Origin of the sequence: Streptomyces sp. NPDC048197, assembly GCF_043202395.1 — a bacterium.
Classification (GTDB): Bacteria; Actinomycetota; Actinomycetes; order Streptomycetales; family Streptomycetaceae; genus Streptomyces; species Streptomyces siderophoricus.
The window spans coordinates 1-16,433 of record NZ_JBIDAJ010000006.1 but is presented as its reverse complement, the minus strand read 5'-3'; the positions used below and the strand labels follow the sequence as shown (position 1 = coordinate 16,433).

The following is a 16,433-nucleotide window of genomic DNA, read 5'->3' as shown; positions in this document are numbered from 1 at the left end:
AAGCTCTCGTCACATTCCTCGTCGTGGAGCGGCGCGGACGCCGTCTCCGAGGCCGGCGGCCACCTCGCGCAGGAAGGGGTTGGTGGCGCGCTCGCGGCCGATGGTGGTCTGGGGGCCGTGGCCGGACAGTACGACGGTCGAGTCGTCCAGCGGCAGGCACACGCGTGCCAGCGACTTCAGGATCTCGGCGTGGTCGCCGCCCGGCAGGTCGGTGCGTCCGATGGAGCCGGCGAACAGCAGGTCACCCGAGAAGAAGACCGGCGGGACATCCGCCTGCTCGGGCATCCTGAACGTCACCGACCCCTTGGTATGGCCCGGTGCGTGCGCGACCGAGAACTCCATGCCGGCGAGTCCAAGGACGGCACCGTCGCTCAGCTCCTTGACGTCGTCGGGCTCCCCCACGGTGAGGTCGCCCATGAGCTGCTGGCCGACGGAGAGGCCCAGGGCCTTCTCCGGCTCGGTCATCATGTAGCGGTCCTCGGGGTGGATCCAGGCCGGGACGTCGTGCGCGCCGCACACGGGGACGACCGACGCGACGTGGTCGATGTGGCCGTGGGTGAGGACGACCGCGACGGGCTTGAGCCGATGCTTCCTGACCGCGTCCTCGACTCCCTGGGCGGCCTGGTGGCCCGGGTCGATGATGACGCACTCCTCGCCTGCGGCGGGGGCGACCAAGTAGCAGTTGGTGCCCCAGGCCCCGGCGGGGAACCCGGCAATCAGCACGTTCGTCCTTAAGGATCGGTGTGGCGGGCGGCCGCGGGGCCGCTCCCGGACATCTCGGCAGCTCCAGAGCCTACCGGCGGGACTCCCGGCAGGGCGAACCCGTATACGGTACGGCGACGGCGCACCTCAGCGATCGGTGATCGGACAAGGAGACGAGTCGGTGGTCAGCAAGGATCAGCGGCGGCGGCAGCTCGCCCGGGAGAAGTACGCGCGCCAGCAGCAGCGGCGGACCGCCGCCCAGCACAGGGCCAGGCGCCGCAACGCCGTCATCGCCGGCGCGGTGGCCGTCGCCCTGGCCGCCGGCGGGGCCGTCTACGCCTCCACCGCGCTGATCGGCGGCGACGACCGGACCTCCGACGCGGCCGCGGGCAGCCACCGGCCGGACGACCCCTGCCGCACGCCCGCGAAGGGCAAGCCGTCGCAGCAGACCTGGAAGAAGGAGCCGAAGATGTCGATCGACACCTCGGCCTCCTACGCCGTGAAGCTGGCGACGACCTGCGGCACGATCGGCCTGAAGCTGGACGCCGGCAAGGCGCCGCACACCGTCAACTCCTTCGCGTTCCTGGCCCGTCAGGGCTTCTTCGACCACAGCCGCTGCCACCGCCTGGTGGACCAGGGCATCCACGTCCTGCAGTGCGGCGACCCGACGGCCACCGGCAGCGGCTCCCCCGGCTACACGATCCCGGACGAGAACCTCAAGGACCCGCGGCTCAAGGGCGGCGTCTATCCGGCGGGCACGGTCGCGATGGCCAACAGCTACGACGGCAGGAACCCCAAGACCCGCAACTCCGGCGGCAGCCAGTTCTTCCTCGTCTACCAGGACAGCAAGCTGCCCGCCAACTACACCCCGTTCGGCACCATCACCGGCGGTATGGACGTGCTGCGCAAGATCGCCGCCGCCGGGGCGACGGAACCCGATCCGCAGACCGGCAACACCGCCCCGCACGCCACCGTCGTGATCGACCGGGCGACCGTCACGAAGTCCTGACCGGCCGCCGGGCGGAATTTCGGTCGTGCTGGATGCGGACAGCCGACCGCCCGTCGCCTAGATTGGCGGGTGGGTAGGGTGCCTGGTCCGACGGCTTCCACCCTCACCCGCAAAACCACCCGTCGGACGGTCAGGGCGCGGCCCTGCCGGACAGAAACTGTGGACGATGCCGGGGGGCCGTACGCCCTTCGTCGGCATCATGTGGAGGAGGCGCTGTGAGCAGCGACCCGTGGGGCCGCGTCGATGAGACGGGGACCGTGTACGTGCGTACCGCCGACGGCGAGCAGGTCGTCGGATCGTGGCAGGCGGGCAGCCCCGAGGAGGCCCTTGCCTACTTCGAGCGCAAGTATGACGGCCTGGTCGTCGAGATCGACCTCCTCGAACGCCGGGTGCGGACCACCGACCTGTCGGCCAAGGACGCGACGACCGCGATCGACCATCTGCGCCAGCAGGTCGACGAGCACCACGCGGTGGGCGATCTGGACGCGCTCCGGAAGCGGCTGGACAAGCTGGTGGAGGTCGTCGAATCCCGTCGCGAGGAGCGCAAGGCGGCCAAGGCGCGGCAGAGCGACGAGGCCCGGCAGGCCAAGGAGAAGCTGGTCGCCGAGGCCGAGGAGCTGGCGGCCAGTGAGCAGTGGCGGGCGGCCGGCGAGCGGCTGCGGGCGCTGGTCGACATCTGGAAGGGCCTGCCGCGGCTGGACCGCAAGGCGGACGACGAGCTGTGGCACCGCTTCTCGCACGCCCGCTCGGCGTTCTCCAAGCGGCGCAAGGCGCACTTCGCGTCGCTGGACGCGCAGCGCGAGGAGTCCCGCAAGGCCAAGGAGAAGCTGGTCGCCGAGGCCGAGTCGCTGTCCAACTCGACGGACTGGGGGACGACGGCCGCCCGCTACCGCGAGCTGATGCAGGAGTGGAAGGCCGCCGGCCGGGCCCAGCGCGAGCACGAGGACGACCTGTGGAACCGCTTCCGCGGCGCCCAGGACGTCTTCTTCCAGGCCCGCGGTGAGGTCTTCGCGGAGCGCGACGCCGAGCAGCGGGAGAACCTGACCCGCAAGGAGGAGCTGGCCGTCGAGGCCGAGAAGCTGCTCCCGGTCTCGGACCTGAAGGCCGCGCGGTCCGCGTTCCGGTCGATCAACGAGCGGTGGGAGGCCATCGGCCACGTCCCGCGGGACGCCCGCCCCAAGATCGAGGGCCGGATGCACGCCGTCGAGCGCGCCATCCAGGAGGCCGAGGAGGCCGAGTGGCGGCGGACGAACCCTGAGGCGCGGGCGCGCGCCGCGGGGCTGACCGGCCAGCTCCAGGACGCCGTCGACAAGCTGCAGAAGCAGATCGACGCGGCCCGGGCGGCCGGCAACGACGCCAAGGCCGACAAGCTCGGCCGCGAGCTGGAGGGCCGCAAGGCGCTGCTGGACCAGGCGCTCAAGGGCCTGGAGGAGTTCGGCGGCCAGCAGTAGTTGGGCGTACGAGGAGGGCCCCGGTACCGAGGTACCGGGGCCCTTTCTGTTGCCTTCTGTTGCCCTTTTCGGTGTGCGCGGCGTTACGGCCGGCGCGCCGAGGTCACGCGGTAGACGTCGTACACGCCCTCCACGCCCCGTACGGCCTTCAGGACGTGCCCGAGGTGCTTGGGGTCGCCCATCTCGAAGGTGAAGCGGGAGGTGGCGACCCGGTCGCGGGAGGTCTGGACGGCCGCCGAGAGGATGTTGACGTGCTGGTCGGACAGGACCCGCGTGACGTCCGACAGCAGCCGGGAGCGGTCCAGCGCCTCGACCTGGATGGCGACCAGGAAGACCGAGGACTGGGTGGGTGCCCATTCGACGTCCAGGATCCGTTCCGGCTGCCGGGAGAGCGAGTCGACGTTGAGGCAGTCGGCGCGGTGCACCGAGACGCCGCTGCCACGGGTGACGAAGCCGATGATGGGGTCGCCCGGCACCGGTGTGCAGCAGCGGGCCAGCTTGACCCACACGTCGTCGACGCCCTTCACGACCACGCCCGGGTCGGCGCTGGAGCGGCGCTTGGACCGCGGCCGGATCGGGGTGGACTCGGCGATGTCCTCGGTGGCCTCGTCCTGCCCACCGAGCGCCTGCACCAGCTTCTGGACGACGCCCTGCGCGGCGACGTGGCCCTCGCCGATCGCGGCGTAGAGCGAGGAGATGTCGGGGTAGCGCATCTCGTGCGCGAGGGTCACCAGGGAATCGCCGGTCAGGATCCGCTGGATCGGCAGGTTCTGTTTGCGCATCGCGCGCGCGATGGCGTCCTTGCCCTGCTCGATGGCCTCGTCGCGGCGCTCCTTGGAGAACCAGCCGCGGATCTTGTTGCGGGCGCGCGGGGACTTGACGAAGCCCAGCCAGTCGCGGGACGGGCCGGCGCCGGCCGCCTTGGAGGTGAAGACCTCCACCAGGTCGCCGTTGTCCAGGGTCGATTCGAGCGGGACCAGCCGGCCGTTGACCCGGGCGCCTATCGTGCGGTGGCCGACCTCGGTGTGCACCGCGTACGCGAAGTCGACGGGCGTGGCACCGGCCGGCAGCGCTATCACGTCGCCCTTGGGGGTGAAGACGAAGACCTCGTTGCGGGACAGGTCGAAGCGCAGCGACTCCAGGAACTCGCCCGGGTCCTCGGTCTCCTTCTGCCAGTCGAGCAGCTGCCGCAGCCAGGCCATGTCGTTGACGGTTTCCTGGCCCTTGCCGGCGTTCTTCGGCACGTCCGTGCGGACCTTGGAGGCGCCGGCCACCGCCTCCTGCTTGTACTTCCAGTGGGCGGCGATGCCGTACTCGGCGCGGCGGTGCATGTCGAACGTGCGGATCTGCAGCTCAACAGGCTTGCCGCTGGGGCCGATCACGGTCGTGTGCAGCGACTGGTACATGTTGAACTTCGGCATCGCGATGTAGTCCTTGAACCGGCCGGGGACCGGGTTCCACCGCGCGTGGATGGTGCCGAGGGCGGCGTAGCAGTCGCGGACGGTGTCGACGAGGACGCGGATGCCCACCAGGTCGTAGATCTCGGCGAAGTCGCGGCCGCGCACGATCATCTTCTGGTAGACGCTGTAGTAGTGCTTGGGGCGGCCGGTGACGGTGGCCTTGATGCGGGCGGCGCGCAGATCGGCCTGGACCTCGTCGGTCACTATCGCGAGGTACTCGTCCCGCTTGGGCGCCCGCTCGGCGACCAGCCGCACGATCTCGTCGTACATCTTGGGGTAGAGGATCGCGAAGGCGAGGTCCTCCAGCTCCCACTTGATGGTGTTCATGCCCAGGCGGTGGGCGAGCGGAGCGTAGATCTCCAGCGTCTCGCGGGCCTTCTTCTCCTGCTTCTCCCGCTTGAGGTAGCGCATGGTGCGCATGTTGTGCAGCCGGTCGGCGAGCTTGATGACCAGGACGCGCGGGTCCTTGGCCATGGCGACGACCATCTTGCGGACCGTCTCGGCCTGCGCGGCCTCGCCGAACTTGACCCGGTCGAGCTTGGTGACGCCGTCGACCAGCAGCGCGACCTGGTCGCCGAAGTCGCTCCGCAGCTGCTCCAGGCCGTACTCGGTGTCCTCGACGGTGTCGTGCAGCAGACCGGCCATCAGCGTCGCCGGGTCCATGCCGAGCTCGGCGAGGATGGTGGTGACGGCGAGCGGGTGGGTGATGTACGGGTCGCCGCTCTTGCGCTTCTGGCCGCGGTGCCAGCGCTCGGCGACCTGGTAGGCCCGCTCGACCTGGCGCAGCGTCGCGGTCTCGATCTTGGGGTCGTTGCCGCGCACGGCCCGCAGCAGCGGTTCGAGCACCGGGTTGTACGGGCTGGAGCGCTGCACGCCGAGGCGGGCCAGGCGGGCCCGTACGCGGTTCGGGGAGCCGGAGCGGCCCGCCGGGGCGGCCGGCAGCGGCTTGGCGGCGGCGGGCTGGTCGGCCTTGGCCGGGGGCTTGGGGGCGCGGGCCGGTGCGGCCGCGGGGTGGGGCGAGGCGGCGGCGGGCCCCGGCTTGGGCGCGGGGCCGGGCCGGTCGGCGGGGGCCGCCGTCCCGGACCTGCCGGTGCCCTCGGGGGTCGCGCCGTGCCGCTCGGGCCGGGACGCGTCCGGGGAAGCCCCGGTCGCGGGCTTCGGCTCGTCCGGGCGCGCGGCATGGGATCCCGCCGGACGCAGTCCGGGGGAGAGCGGCTGGGCCTCGTCTGGCAAGAGCACTCCTCAAGCGGTTCCGGACCCCAGGCCCTCGAACAGGCCGGGGTGCCATGGTATCTAGCCCGGGGCCGCAACCGCCGCGCGGCCATGGGTAGGTACATGACACAGCAGCAGGGGCACCCGGATTGTTCCGGATGCCCCTGCTTGTCCAGCGGGTGGGGTGGCCCTGGTCAGACCGTGATCAGCGCCTCCAGCGGGGCGCCCTTCAGGCCCGGCTCCAGGCGCCGGCGGCCGGCGAGGAAGCCGAGCTCCATCAGCACCGCGACGCCGGCGACCTCGGCGCCGGCCCGGCGGATCAGCTGGAGCGAGGCGTCGGCGGTGCCGCCGGTGGCCAGCACGTCGTCGATCACCAGCACCCGCTCCCCCGGCGTCAGCGCATCGGCGTGCATCTCGATCTCGGCGGAGCCGTACTCCAGCTCGTAGGACTGCCCGAGCGTCGTGCCGGGCAGCTTGCCGGCCTTGCGGACGGGTACGAAGCCGAGGCCGGCCCGGACCGCGACGGGGGCGGCGAGTATGAACCCGCGCGCCTCCAGGCCCACGACCTTGTCGGCGCCGTGCTGCTCGCACAGCCCGGCGAGGGCGTCGGTGAGCGCACCGAACGCCGCCGGATCGGCCAGCAGCGGGGTGATGTCCTTGAACATCACGCCCGGCTGGGGATAGTCCGGCACGTCCGCGATCTTGCTGAGCAGCAGCTCCCGCAGCGCTGCGGGGGCGCTCATCGGCGCTTGCCCGACGGGCGGCCGCGTCCGCGGTTGCGGGCGGCGGGCTGGTGGCGGGGGCCGACGACCGCGGGGCCGTCCGCACCGTCCGCCGCGTCGTCGGACGCCTCCCGGCCGTCCTCCTGGCTCGCGGCCTTGGCGGCGGCCGCGGCACGCTTGGCCTTGACCCGCTTGGCCAGCGCCTTGATCTCCGGCTCGCCGTTCTTGAGGTCGGTGACCAGCGGGGTCGCGATGAAGATCGAGGAGTACGCACCGGCGGCGAGACCGACGAACAGGGCCAGCGAGATGTCGTTGAGCATGCCCGCGCCCAGCAGACCGCCGCCGACGAACAACAGACCGGCGACCGGGAGCAGCGCCACGACGGTGGTGTTGATGGATCGCACCAGCGTGCCGTTGATCGAGCGGTTGGCGATCTCGCTGTAGGTGAAGCGGGTCTGCTTGGTGAGGTCCTTGGAGGCTTCCTTGAGGCTGTCGAAGACGACGACCGTGTCGTACAGCGAGTAGCCGAGGATGGTCAGCAGACCGATGACGGTGCCCGGGGTGACCTCGAAGCCGACCAGGGCGTAGACGCCGACGGTGATCGTGAGGTCGTGGATCAGCGCGATCAGGGCGGCCAGCGCCATCCGCCACTCGAAGGCGATGGCCAGGTAGAGCACCACCAGGACCATGAAGATGCCCAGGCCCAGCCAGGCCTTGTTGGCGATCTCCTCGCCCCAACTCGGGCCGACCAGCTGGGTGTTGACGTCGTTGGCCGGGACCTTCAGGTCCTTGGCGAGCTGCTCCTGGACCGGCACCGCCTGCTTGGTGTCCAGACCGCCGATCTGGATCCGCAGCGCACCGTCGCCGAGCTTCTGCACCACGGCCTGGTGGCCGCCGGACGCGGACTCGGCCCGGTCCTGCGCCTCCGCGGTCGACACCGAGGTCGGCGGGGTCGAGAAGACCGCGCCGCCGGAGAACTCGATGCCCATGTTCAGACCGCGCACCGCCAGGCCGACGATGGCCGTGATGGTGATGAGGATCGAGATGCCGTACCAGATCTTCCGCTTGCCGATGAAGTCGTAACCGACCTCACCGCGGTAGAGCCGGGCGCCGATGCTTCCGAGCTTGGACATCTCACGCCTCCTTCGTCTGGGTGGGGGCGGTGCGACGACGGCGCAGCGGCGGCTTGGCGCCCAGGCGCTTGGGGTCGAGGCCGGACCAGGAGTGCCCGTCGGCGAAGAACTTCCGGCGGGCCAGCAGCGTCATCAGCGGCTTGGTGAAGAGGAAGACCACGACGACGTCGAGCACGGTGGTCAGGCCGAGCGTGAACGCGAAGCCCTGGACCTTGCCGACGGTGACCGCGAACAGCACCGCGGCGGCCAGGAACGACACGAAGTCGGAGACCAGGATCGTCCGGCGGGCCCGCGGCCAGCCGCGCTCGACGGCCGGACGCAGGGTGCGGCCCTCGCGGATCTCGTCCCGGATGCGTTCGAAGTAGACGATGAACGAGTCGGCGGTGATACCGATGGCGACGATGGCGCCACAGACCGCCGGGAGGTTCAGCGCGAACTGGATGGCCGGCCCGAGCAGCGTCATGATCGCGTACGTCAGGATCGCCGAGACGCAGAGGCTCGCCAGCGCGACCAGCGCCAGGCCCCGGTAATAGGCGACGAGGTAGATCACGACCAGCCCCAGGCCGATCGCGCCGGCGATCAGACCGGCGTGCAGCTGCTCACCACCGAGCGCCGCGGTGACCGTGGTCTCGTCGACGATCTTGAAGGAGAGCGGCAGGGCACCGTAGGAGAGCATGTTGCCCAGGTCCTGCGCGGACTGCTGGGTGAAGCCGCCGGAGATGGTGGCGTTGCCGCCGTTGAGCCGCTCGCTGACCCGCGGGTCGGAGACCACCGCGCCGTCCAGGACGATCGCGAACTGGTTCTGCGGCTGCGCCTTGGTGGCGAGCTTGCCGGTGATGTCCGCGAACTTCTTGCCGCCGTCGGAGGTGAAGTCCATCTGGACGATCCAGCCCTGGCCCTGCTGGCTGTCGAAGACGGCCTTGGCGCCCTTGACGTCGGTGCCCTGGACGGCCACCGGGCCGAGCACGTACTTCTGCGTGCCCTCGGTGTTGCAGGCCACGACCGGGTCGGAGGGCTTGGCCGCGGCGGCCTGCTCACCGGCGGCGGCGCGGCCCTGCTTCGTCGAGCAGTCGAGTGCGTTCAGCTGCTTCTGGAGGGCCGGCGGGATCTGGTCGCCACCGGGCGCCGGGGGCGTCGGAGGCGTGGAGGGCTTGGCCGAACCCGAGGGGGTGGGCTTGGCGGACGGCGCCTTCTTCAGGGAGTCCGTGACGGCGCGGCCCTGCGTCGAGGGCTTCGCGTCGGGCTTCGGCGAGGAGGAGGCGTGCTGCTGGGTGCCGCCGGCCTGCTGGCCGCCCTTGCCCTTGGCGTTCTTGCCGCTCTGCGACGGGCTGGGCTTCGGCTCGAGGGTCTTCGTGCCCACGGTGGTGGTCAGCACCGGGCGGAAGCCGAGCTGGGCGGTGGTGCCGACCTGCTGGCGGGCCTGCTTCGCGTTCGTCCCCCGGGGGATGTTCACGATGATGTGGTTGGTGCCCTGCGTCTGGACCTCGGTCTCGGAGACGCCCAGACCGTTGACCCGCCGGTCCATGATGTCGGCGGCGGTCTTCATGTTGGTCTCGTTGATCGCGTTGGGCCTGCCCGGCATGTTCTCGGCCTGGAGCGTGAAGCTCGTGCCGCCGGCCAGGTCGATGCCCAGCCGGGGCGCCTTGGTGCCGGAGTAGAACATGCCTCCGATCAGCCCCGCCATCGCGATCAGGACCAGGAGCAGGGTGCGGACCGGATGCCCCTGGCCCGCGGGCGCCCTGCGGCCCTTTTTCGGTGCTGCCACCTTCTCGATTCTCCCTGTCCAACCCCTCGGCCTGGGGTACCGGCCGAGCGGCCACGAAGTGTTGTGGGGACCTGCCCCCGCCGGAGCCTAGACCGTCCCGGAACCGCGGTGCACGCCTCGACGCGTGCTCCGCGGTTCCGTGGGAGGGACTACTTCGCGTCGTCGCCGCCGGTCTTCTTGTCCTTCTCGGCGGCGTCCGCGTCGGCCTTGGCGCCGTCCCCGGCGTCCTTGGTTTCCTTGCCGGCCACGGCCTCGTCGGCCGCGGTCTGCTCGGCGGCGGGCTCGGCGTCGGCCGGCGTCGCGGCCTTGCCCAGGTCGATCTTGTCGGCCTTGTCACCCGTTTCGGTGGCTTCGCCGGCGGTGCCGCCGGTCAGCGACGAGGCGTCGTCGGGGACGACGGTCTCCTCGGCGTGGATCGGGTCGGCACCGTCCAGGATGCGGTTGTACTCCTCGTCCGCGAGCACTGCGCCGATGGCGTTCTTGGCGTAGATGGCGTGCACGCCGGGGGCGACCTCCAGGAGGACGGTGTCCTCGTGGACCTCCTTGACGGTGGCGTACATGCCGCCGATCGTGCGCACGCCGGCGCCCGGCTGCATCTGGTTGCGCATCTGCGCGGCCGCCTGCTGCTTCTTCTTGGCGGACCGCGTCATCAGGAACATGGCCCCGATGAGGACGATGAAGGGGAGGAGAGAGACGATGTTGGGCACGGGACGAAGATCCTTCGCACGACCGCGCATCCGCGGCCTCATATACGGGGGTGGTATGCCGGCCCCTACGGACGGCATCGGCGGAGTCTAAGCGAGTCCCCACCAGTGGAACAACGCCCAGCATCGCACCGCAGTTCCTGCCCGGGCGAGTCCCCGCGCCGTCACGCCCCGAACAGGCCCTGCTGTCCGTTTCCGCCCGCTTGGTGCTGCGGCGGAACCATCCCCAGATGCGCCCAGGCCGCAGGGGTGGCGACGCGTCCACGCGGGGTCCGGGCGAGCAGGCCCTCCCGTACGAGGAACGGCTCAGCGACCTCCTCGACGGTCTCGCGCTCCTCCCCCACCGCCACCGCCAGGGTGGACAGGCCCACCGGGCCGCCGCCGAACAGCTTGAGCAGGGCGGTGAGCACCGCGCGGTCGAGGCGGTCCAGGCCGCGCGCGTCGACCTCGTAGACCGCCAGGGCCTGCGAGGCGATCTCGCGGGTGATCACGCCGTCGGCCTTGACCTGGGCGTAGTCGCGGACCCGGCGCAGCAGGCGGTTGGCGATCCGGGGTGTGCCGCGGGAGCGGCCGGCGATCTCGGCGGCGCCGTCCGCCTCCAGGGCGACGTCCAGCAGGCCGGCCGAGCGGTGGATGACCCGCTGGAGCTCCTCGGGGGCGTAGAACTCCATGTGGGCGGTGAAGCCGAAGCGGTCGCGCAGCGGCGGCGGCAGCAGACCGGCCCGGGTCGTGGCGCCGACCAGCGTGAACGGCGGAAGTTCGAGCGGGATGGCGGTGGCGCCCGGGCCCTTCCCCACGATCACGTCGACGCGGAAGTCCTCCATCGCCATGTAGAGCATCTCCTCGGCGGGCCGGGACATCCGGTGGATCTCGTCGAGGAAGAGGACCTCGCCCTCCTGGAGGGAGGAGAGGATCGCGGCGAGGTCGCCGGCGTGCTGGATGGCCGGGCCGGAGGTGATCCGGATCGGGGCGCCCATCTCGGCGGCGATGATCATCGACAGGGTCGTCTTGCCGAGGCCGGGCGCGCCGGAGAGCAGGACGTGGTCGGCGGTGGCGCCGCGGGCGCGGGCGGCGCGCAGGACCAGGTCGAGCTGTTCGCGCACCCGCTCCTGGCCGACGAACTCCTGGAGGTCCTTGGGCCGCAGCGCGGCCTCGACGGCGGTGTCCTCACCGTCCGCGTCGGCGCCGACCAGCCGGTCGGGACCGGCCGGGGCGGCGTCGTCGGTGGACGGTGCGGTGTCGTCCCAGTTCACTGCGGAATGCCTCGCGGGGTCGGGGCGGCCGGGCCGCCGGTCGGGTCGTACGGTCGCGGGCCGGGGCGCCGCGCACGGCGCGGAGCGGGGCCCGCGGCGGCGGTCATCGAGCGCGGTTGAGGGTCTGCAGGGCGGCCCTGAGCAGCTGCGGCACCTGCGGGGCGCCGCCCTCGGCGACGGCGGCCTCGGCCTGCGGGGCGACCGCGGCGACCGCCTCGTCCGCCTCCCGGGTGGCGTAGCCGAGGCCGATCAGGGCGGCCTGCAGCTGGTCGCGCCAGCCGGCCGGGCCCGCGGCGGCCGCCGCCGGACGACGGCTGCCCACCGGCTCGCCGAGCCGGTCCTTCAGCTCCAGCAGCAGCTTCTGCGCACCCTTCTTGCCGATGCCCGGCACGGCGGTGAGGGCCTTCTCGTCGCCGGTGGCGACCGCCAGCCGCAGGGCGTCCGGGGAGTGCACGGCGAGCATGGCCTGGGCCAGCCGGGGGCCGACGCCGCTGGCGGTCTGCAGCAGCTCGAAGGTCTGCCGCTCGTCGTCGTCGGCGAAGCCGTAGAGGGTGAGCGAGTCCTCGCGGACGACGAGGGAGGTGGCGAGCCGGGCCGGCTCGCCGACGCGCAGGCCGGAGAGGGTGTTCGGCGGGCACTGGACGGCCATGCCGATCCCGCCGACCTCGACGACGGCGGCATCGGGGGCGAGGGCCGCGACCGGGCCGGAGACAAAGGCGATCATCGGGTGCCCTTCGGCGTACGTACGGGAGCGGGGGTGCGGCGGGCGGCGGCGTGCGCCGCCTGGAGGCGGTTGACCGCGGGGGCGCGCCATATGTGGCAGATGGCGAGGGCGAGGGCGTCCGCGGCGTCGGCCGGTTTGGGCGGGGCGGAGAGCCGCAGCAGCCGGGTCACCATCGCGCCGACCTGGGCCTTGTCGGCCCGTCCCGAGCCGGTGACGGCGGCCTTGACCTCGCTGGGGGTGTGCAGTGCGACCGGCAGTCCGCGACGGGCGGCGCAGAGCATGGCCACCGCGCTGGCCTGGGCGGTGCCCATGACCGTACGGACGTTGTGCTGGCTGAACACCCGCTCCACCGCGACGAATTCGGGGCGGTGGCGGTCCAGCCACTCCTCCAGGCCGCGCTCGATGAGGACGAGACGGTGGGCGATGTCGGCGTCGGCCGGGGTGCGGACGACACCGACCCCGGCCATCGTCAACGGGCGCCCGGCCACGCCTTCCACCACGCCGACCCCGCACCGGGTCAGCCCCGGGTCCACCCCGAGCACCTTCACGACGCCTCCCCTCTTCACGCACCGCGCCACGACCGCCGCACCCTCGTGCTGCCGCCCGGGGACCTGCCGAACCGGCCGTGGAACCACGGGCCGTCGACCTACCGACCTGACGGACCGTTTCACCCCGCACCTCCCCCATGGGGGGCGCGGAGATCCCCTGCTCAGCACAGTATCGGGTGGCACTGACAACGCCCCCCACCGACCACGCCACCCGCCGGCAAGGCCGCCCGCCGACAACGCGACGGGCCGACGGGGTGTGCTCCCCGTCGGCCCGTCGAAGCGCGGCTGTTACGCCCGCGCGAGGTCCGTCCTGGTTCCGGCTCAGGCACCGACCGTCGTCCGGTTCAGGCATCGACCATCGTGCGGCTCAGGCGTCGACCATCGTGCGGCTCAGGCGTCGACCTTGGCCATGACGTCGTCCGAGACGTCGAAGTTGGCGAAGACGTTCTGCACGTCGTCGCTGTCCTCCAGCGCGTCGATCAGCTTGAAGATCTTGCGTGCGCCCTCTTCCTCCAGCTCGACCTGCATGGTCGGGACGAAGTTGGCGTCCGCCGAGTCGTAGTCGATCCCGGCTTCCTGCAGGGCGGTGCGGACCGCGACCAGGTCGGTGGCCTCGCTGAGCACCTCGAAGGACTCACCGAGGTCGTTGACCTCCTCGGCACCCGCGTCGAGCACGGCGCCCAGGACGTCGTCCTCGGTCAGCTCGCCCTTGGGGACGATCACCACGCCCTTGCGGTTGAAGAGGTACGAGACGGAGCCCGGGTCGGCCATCGAACCGCCGTTGCGGGTCATGGCGACGCGGACGTCCGAGGCGGCACGGTTGCGGTTGTCGGTGAGGCACTCGATGAGCACCGCGACACCGTTGGGGCCGTAACCCTCGTACATGATCGTCTCGTAGTCGGCGCCGCCCGCCTCGAGACCGGCACCGCGCTTGACCGCGGAGTCGATGTTCTTGTTCGGCACCGACGACTTCTTGGCCTTCTGGATGGCGTCGAAGAGGGTCGGGTTGCCGTCCGGGTCGGCGCCGCCCGTACGGGCCGCGACCTCGATGTTCTTGATCAGCTTCGCGAAGAGCTTGCCGCGCTTGGCATCGATCACGGCCTTCTTGTGCTTCGTCGTAGCCCATTTAGAGTGGCCGGACATCCGCCTGTCTCCTTCGCGTAACCAATCCTGAAACGAACGCCGTCGATCCTACCGGGGCCGCGTCACACGGTGTTACTCACCTGATCGCCGCAGACTCAGCCGGCCGCGGCCCGCACCATGTCCACGAACAGGGCGTGGACACGGTGGTCCCCGGTGAGTTCCGGGTGGAAGGACGTGGCAAGGACGTTACCCTGCCGCACGGCGACGGTGTGCCCGTCGTACGTGGCCAGGACCTCGACGTCCCCGCCGACCGACTCGACCCAGGGCGCCCGGATGAAGACGCCCTCGACCGGCCCGCCGGGGATGCCGGCCACGTCGATGGCCGCCTCGAACGACTCGTTCTGCCGCCCGAACGCGTTACGGCGCACGATCATGTCGACGCCGCCGAACGTCTCCTGGTCCTCGCGGGCGTCCAGCAGCTTGTCCGCGACCATGATCATGCCGGCGCAGGTGCCGTAGACCGGCTTGCCCGCGCGGACGAAGGCGCGCAGCGGCTCCAGCATGCCGAAGACGATCGCCAGTTTGGACATCGTGGTGGATTCGCCGCCCGGGATGACCAGGCCGTCGACCTCGTCCAGTTCCTCGGGGCGGCGTACCGGCCGGGCCAGGGCGTCCGCCTCGGCGAGCGCGGTGAGGTGCTCGCGGACGTCGCCCTGGAGGGCCAGCACACCGATGGTGGGGGTGCTCATCTGCGTTCGTACGTCCTTACCAGCCGCGGTTGGCGTAGCGCTCGGCCTCGGGGAGGGTGTCGCAGTTGATGCCGACCATGGCCTCGCCCAGGTTGCGGGAGACGTCCGCGATGACCTTCGGGTCGTCGTAGAAGGTGGTGGCCTTCACGATCGCGGCGGCGCGCTTGGCGGGGTCGCCGGACTTGAAGATGCCGGAGCCGACGAAGACGCCCTCGGCGCCGAGCTGGCGCATCAGCGCGGCGTCGGCGGGGGTGGCGACGCCACCGGCGGAGAACAGCACGACCGGCAGCTTGCCGAGCTCGGCGACCTCCTTGACCAGCTCGAACGGGGCGCGCAGCTCCTTGGCGGCGGCGTACAGCTCGTTGTTGTCACAGCCGCGCAGCTTGGCGATCTCGCCCTTGATCTGGCGCAGGTGACGGACCGCCTCGACGACGTTGCCGGTGCCGGCCTCGCCCTTGGAGCGGATCATCGCGGCGCCCTCGGCGATCCGGCGCAGGGCCTCGCCGAGGTTGGTGGCACCGCACACGAAGGGAGTGGTGAAGGCCCACTTGTCGGAGTGGTTGACCTCGTCGGCCGGGGTGAGGACCTCGGACTCGTCGATGTAGTCGACGCCGAGCGACTGCAGGACCTGGGCCTCGACGAAGTGGCCGATGCGGGACTTGGCCATGACCGGGATCGAGACGGCGTTGATGATGCCGTCGATCATGTCGGGGTCGGACATCCGGGCCACGCCGCCGTCCTTGCGGATGTCGGCGGGGACCCGCTCCAGGGCCATGACGGCGACGGCGCCGGCGTCCTCGGCGATCTTGGCCTCTTCCGGCGTGACGACGTCCATGATCACGCCGCCCTTGAGCTGCTCGGCCATTCCGCGCTTGACGCGCGCGGTTCCGGTCTCGGGGTTCTGGGACGTGGTGGGCGTGCTGGACACGGTTTTGACCTCACTCAGTGCGGGTGGTTGTGCGTGCCGACCACACAACCGTTTGTGAGCGGCGGAAGAAAAGGGCCAATTCAAGGCCGGTGGCTCGTTGGGGCCATCCGCCCCGCGGCCCGGTACCCGCTCCCCCGGGCGGCCTCCGGTCCGTCGTACGCGCTTCCCGGGGCCCTGCCGCTCCCCGGTCAGCCGCCCGCCGAGCGGTCATCGAGAACGGCCGGCGGCTCGTCGTCCATCTCGAAGGCCAGCGGGAACGGGGCGTGGCCGGCGAGCCGGAAGTATCGCACCACCCGGTGGCGGCGGACCGCGCGGGCGGCCCGTACGGCGTCGTTGTGGAACCGCCGGGCCATCGGGACGCGGCGCACCGCGGCGGTGAGCTCGGTGATCGTCTGCTCGCCGCCTGGTGCCTCCCGTACGGCCTCCAGCTGCGCCTCCTCGGCGAAGATGGCCCGCAGCGCCTGGCTCAGCTCGCTCTCCGCGACCTCGCGGTGGTCCTCCTCGGCCTGCCGGGCCTCGTGGGCGGCCTGGTACAGGACGATCGAGGCGGCCGGGTCGAGGACCCCCGACGTCCCGACCTCCTGCGCGACGGACGCCCGCCGCAGCAACTGGGCATCGAGCGCCGCCCGGGCGGCATCGATGCGCGCATGCAGCCGGTCGAGGCGGCCGGCCGTCCAGCTGAGGTAGATGCCGATGAGGATGATCGCGGCGGCGATCCAGATGAACGTGCTCACGGGGTGGCACGTTATACCTTGCCTCCCACGTACTTGGCCGTCCCGCCGTTCCGCTGCGCTTTGCGGCGCCTCCCACGTGCCTGGCCGTCCCGCCGCGGGGCTTGGTCGCCGTTGCGCTTTGCGGCGCCCCGCACGTACTTGTCTGTCCCACCGTTGTTGCTTCTCGCCGTTGCGCCTGCGGCGGGCTGGGTTTGTGGTGGGTGCGGTGACGGGCCTCCGGGGCCGGTGTTTGGGACTGCTTCGCTTTACGTCCCAA

General features: G+C 71.5%; 15 protein-coding genes. 2 read left to right on the top strand and 13 right to left on the bottom strand.

All coding sequences use genetic code 11. The features are described 5' to 3' along the window. Positions 1 to 9: 9 nt before the first annotated feature. Positions 10 to 723 carry an MBL fold metallo-hydrolase gene (locus ACGF4C_RS10485; protein WP_393565051.1) on the bottom strand — a complete coding sequence of 238 codons (714 nt, stop codon included), beginning with the start codon at positions 721 to 723 and terminating at the stop codon, positions 10 to 12. Between the two features lie 160 nt (positions 724 to 883). Here ACGF4C_RS10485 and ACGF4C_RS10480 point away from each other — a divergent pair, with 160 nt between their 5' ends. Together ACGF4C_RS10480 and ACGF4C_RS10475 are read left to right on the top strand one after the other, a co-directional pair. Beyond that, a complete protein-coding gene (locus ACGF4C_RS10480; protein WP_393565050.1) occupies positions 884 to 1,711 on the top strand; it encodes a peptidylprolyl isomerase in 828 nt (275 codons plus the stop codon). 215 nt (positions 1,712 to 1,926) lie between these two features. Next, on the top strand, positions 1,927 to 3,162 hold the full coding sequence (locus ACGF4C_RS10475) for a DUF349 domain-containing protein (RefSeq protein ID WP_393565049.1): 1,236 nt from the start codon (positions 1,927 to 1,929) through the stop codon (positions 3,160 to 3,162). 83 nt (positions 3,163 to 3,245) lie between these two features. Here the strand turns inward: ACGF4C_RS10475 and ACGF4C_RS10470 are convergent, their stop codons facing one another. The 12 genes from ACGF4C_RS10470 to ACGF4C_RS10415 form a co-directional block, all read right to left on the bottom strand. Next, entirely contained in the window at positions 3,246 to 5,855 is a 2,610-nt protein-coding gene (locus ACGF4C_RS10470; RefSeq protein ID WP_393565046.1) for a RelA/SpoT family protein, read from the bottom strand. A 173-nt stretch (positions 5,856 to 6,028) separates the two neighbouring features. After that, positions 6,029 to 6,577, bottom strand: a complete 549-nt coding sequence (locus tag ACGF4C_RS10465) for an adenine phosphoribosyltransferase (RefSeq protein WP_393565044.1) — start codon at positions 6,575 to 6,577, stop codon at positions 6,029 to 6,031. Beyond that, a complete protein-coding gene (secF, locus tag ACGF4C_RS10460) occupies positions 6,574 to 7,689 on the bottom strand; it encodes a protein translocase subunit SecF (protein WP_393565042.1) in 1,116 nt (371 codons plus the stop codon). Before secF ends, ACGF4C_RS10465 begins: the two co-directional genes overlap by 4 nt. Before the next feature lies 1 nt (position 7,690). Next, positions 7,691 to 9,454, bottom strand: coding sequence for a protein translocase subunit SecD (gene secD / locus ACGF4C_RS10455; RefSeq protein ID WP_393565040.1), 1,764 nt, complete (start codon positions 9,452 to 9,454; stop codon positions 7,691 to 7,693). 149 nt (positions 9,455 to 9,603) lie between these two features. Then, on the bottom strand, positions 9,604 to 10,191 hold the full coding sequence (gene yajC, locus ACGF4C_RS10450; RefSeq protein ID WP_393565039.1) for a preprotein translocase subunit YajC: 588 nt from the start codon (positions 10,189 to 10,191) through the stop codon (positions 9,604 to 9,606). Between the two features lie 131 nt (positions 10,192 to 10,322). After that, complete coding sequence (ruvB, locus tag ACGF4C_RS10445; RefSeq protein ID WP_393565037.1) at positions 10,323 to 11,411, bottom strand: Holliday junction branch migration DNA helicase RuvB; 1,089 nt, start codon at positions 11,409 to 11,411, stop codon at positions 10,323 to 10,325. A 103-nt stretch (positions 11,412 to 11,514) separates the two neighbouring features. Next, positions 11,515 to 12,135: a Holliday junction branch migration protein RuvA gene (ruvA, locus tag ACGF4C_RS10440; RefSeq protein ID WP_393565035.1), complete on the bottom strand. Its 621-nt coding sequence runs from the start codon at positions 12,133 to 12,135 to the stop codon at positions 11,515 to 11,517. Further along, complete coding sequence (gene ruvC, locus ACGF4C_RS10435) at positions 12,132 to 12,683, bottom strand: crossover junction endodeoxyribonuclease RuvC (RefSeq protein ID WP_393565033.1); 552 nt, start codon at positions 12,681 to 12,683, stop codon at positions 12,132 to 12,134. Before ruvC ends, ruvA begins: the two co-directional genes overlap by 4 nt. A gap of 390 nt (positions 12,684 to 13,073) precedes the next feature. Then, on the bottom strand, positions 13,074 to 13,826 hold the full coding sequence (locus tag ACGF4C_RS10430) for a YebC/PmpR family DNA-binding transcriptional regulator (protein WP_329393767.1): 753 nt from the start codon (positions 13,824 to 13,826) through the stop codon (positions 13,074 to 13,076). A gap of 95 nt (positions 13,827 to 13,921) precedes the next feature. Next, positions 13,922 to 14,515, bottom strand: coding sequence for a pyridoxal 5'-phosphate synthase glutaminase subunit PdxT (pdxT, locus tag ACGF4C_RS10425; RefSeq protein ID WP_393565031.1), 594 nt, complete (start codon positions 14,513 to 14,515; stop codon positions 13,922 to 13,924). A gap of 16 nt (positions 14,516 to 14,531) precedes the next feature. Continuing rightward, positions 14,532 to 15,443: a pyridoxal 5'-phosphate synthase lyase subunit PdxS gene (pdxS, locus tag ACGF4C_RS10420; protein WP_030415313.1), complete on the bottom strand. Its 912-nt coding sequence runs from the start codon at positions 15,441 to 15,443 to the stop codon at positions 14,532 to 14,534. A 188-nt stretch (positions 15,444 to 15,631) separates the two neighbouring features. Beyond that, the gene (locus tag ACGF4C_RS10415; RefSeq protein WP_030415312.1) at positions 15,632 to 16,177 is read right to left on the bottom strand and encodes a hypothetical protein; all 546 of its coding nucleotides are present in this window, start codon (positions 16,175 to 16,177) and stop codon (positions 15,632 to 15,634) included. Positions 16,178 to 16,433 lie beyond the last annotated feature (256 nt).

Excerpts from the sequence above, each read along its gene's own strand:
- yajC (WP_393565039.1), bottom strand. The coding sequence starts at position 10,191 with ATGCGCGGTCGTGCGAAGGATCTTCGTCCCGTGCCCAACATCGTCTCT.
- ACGF4C_RS10430 (WP_329393767.1), bottom strand. The coding sequence starts at position 13,826 with ATGTCCGGCCACTCTAAATGGGCTACGACGAAGCACAAGAAGGCCGTG.
- ACGF4C_RS10465 (WP_393565044.1), bottom strand. The coding sequence starts at position 6,577 with ATGAGCGCCCCCGCAGCGCTGCGGGAGCTGCTGCTCAGCAAGATCGCG.
- ruvA (WP_393565035.1), bottom strand. The coding sequence starts at position 12,135 with ATGATCGCCTTTGTCTCCGGCCCGGTCGCGGCCCTCGCCCCCGATGCC.
- secF (WP_393565042.1), bottom strand. The coding sequence starts at position 7,689 with ATGTCCAAGCTCGGAAGCATCGGCGCCCGGCTCTACCGCGGTGAGGTC.
- pdxT (WP_393565031.1), bottom strand. The coding sequence starts at position 14,515 with ATGAGCACCCCCACCATCGGTGTGCTGGCCCTCCAGGGCGACGTCCGC.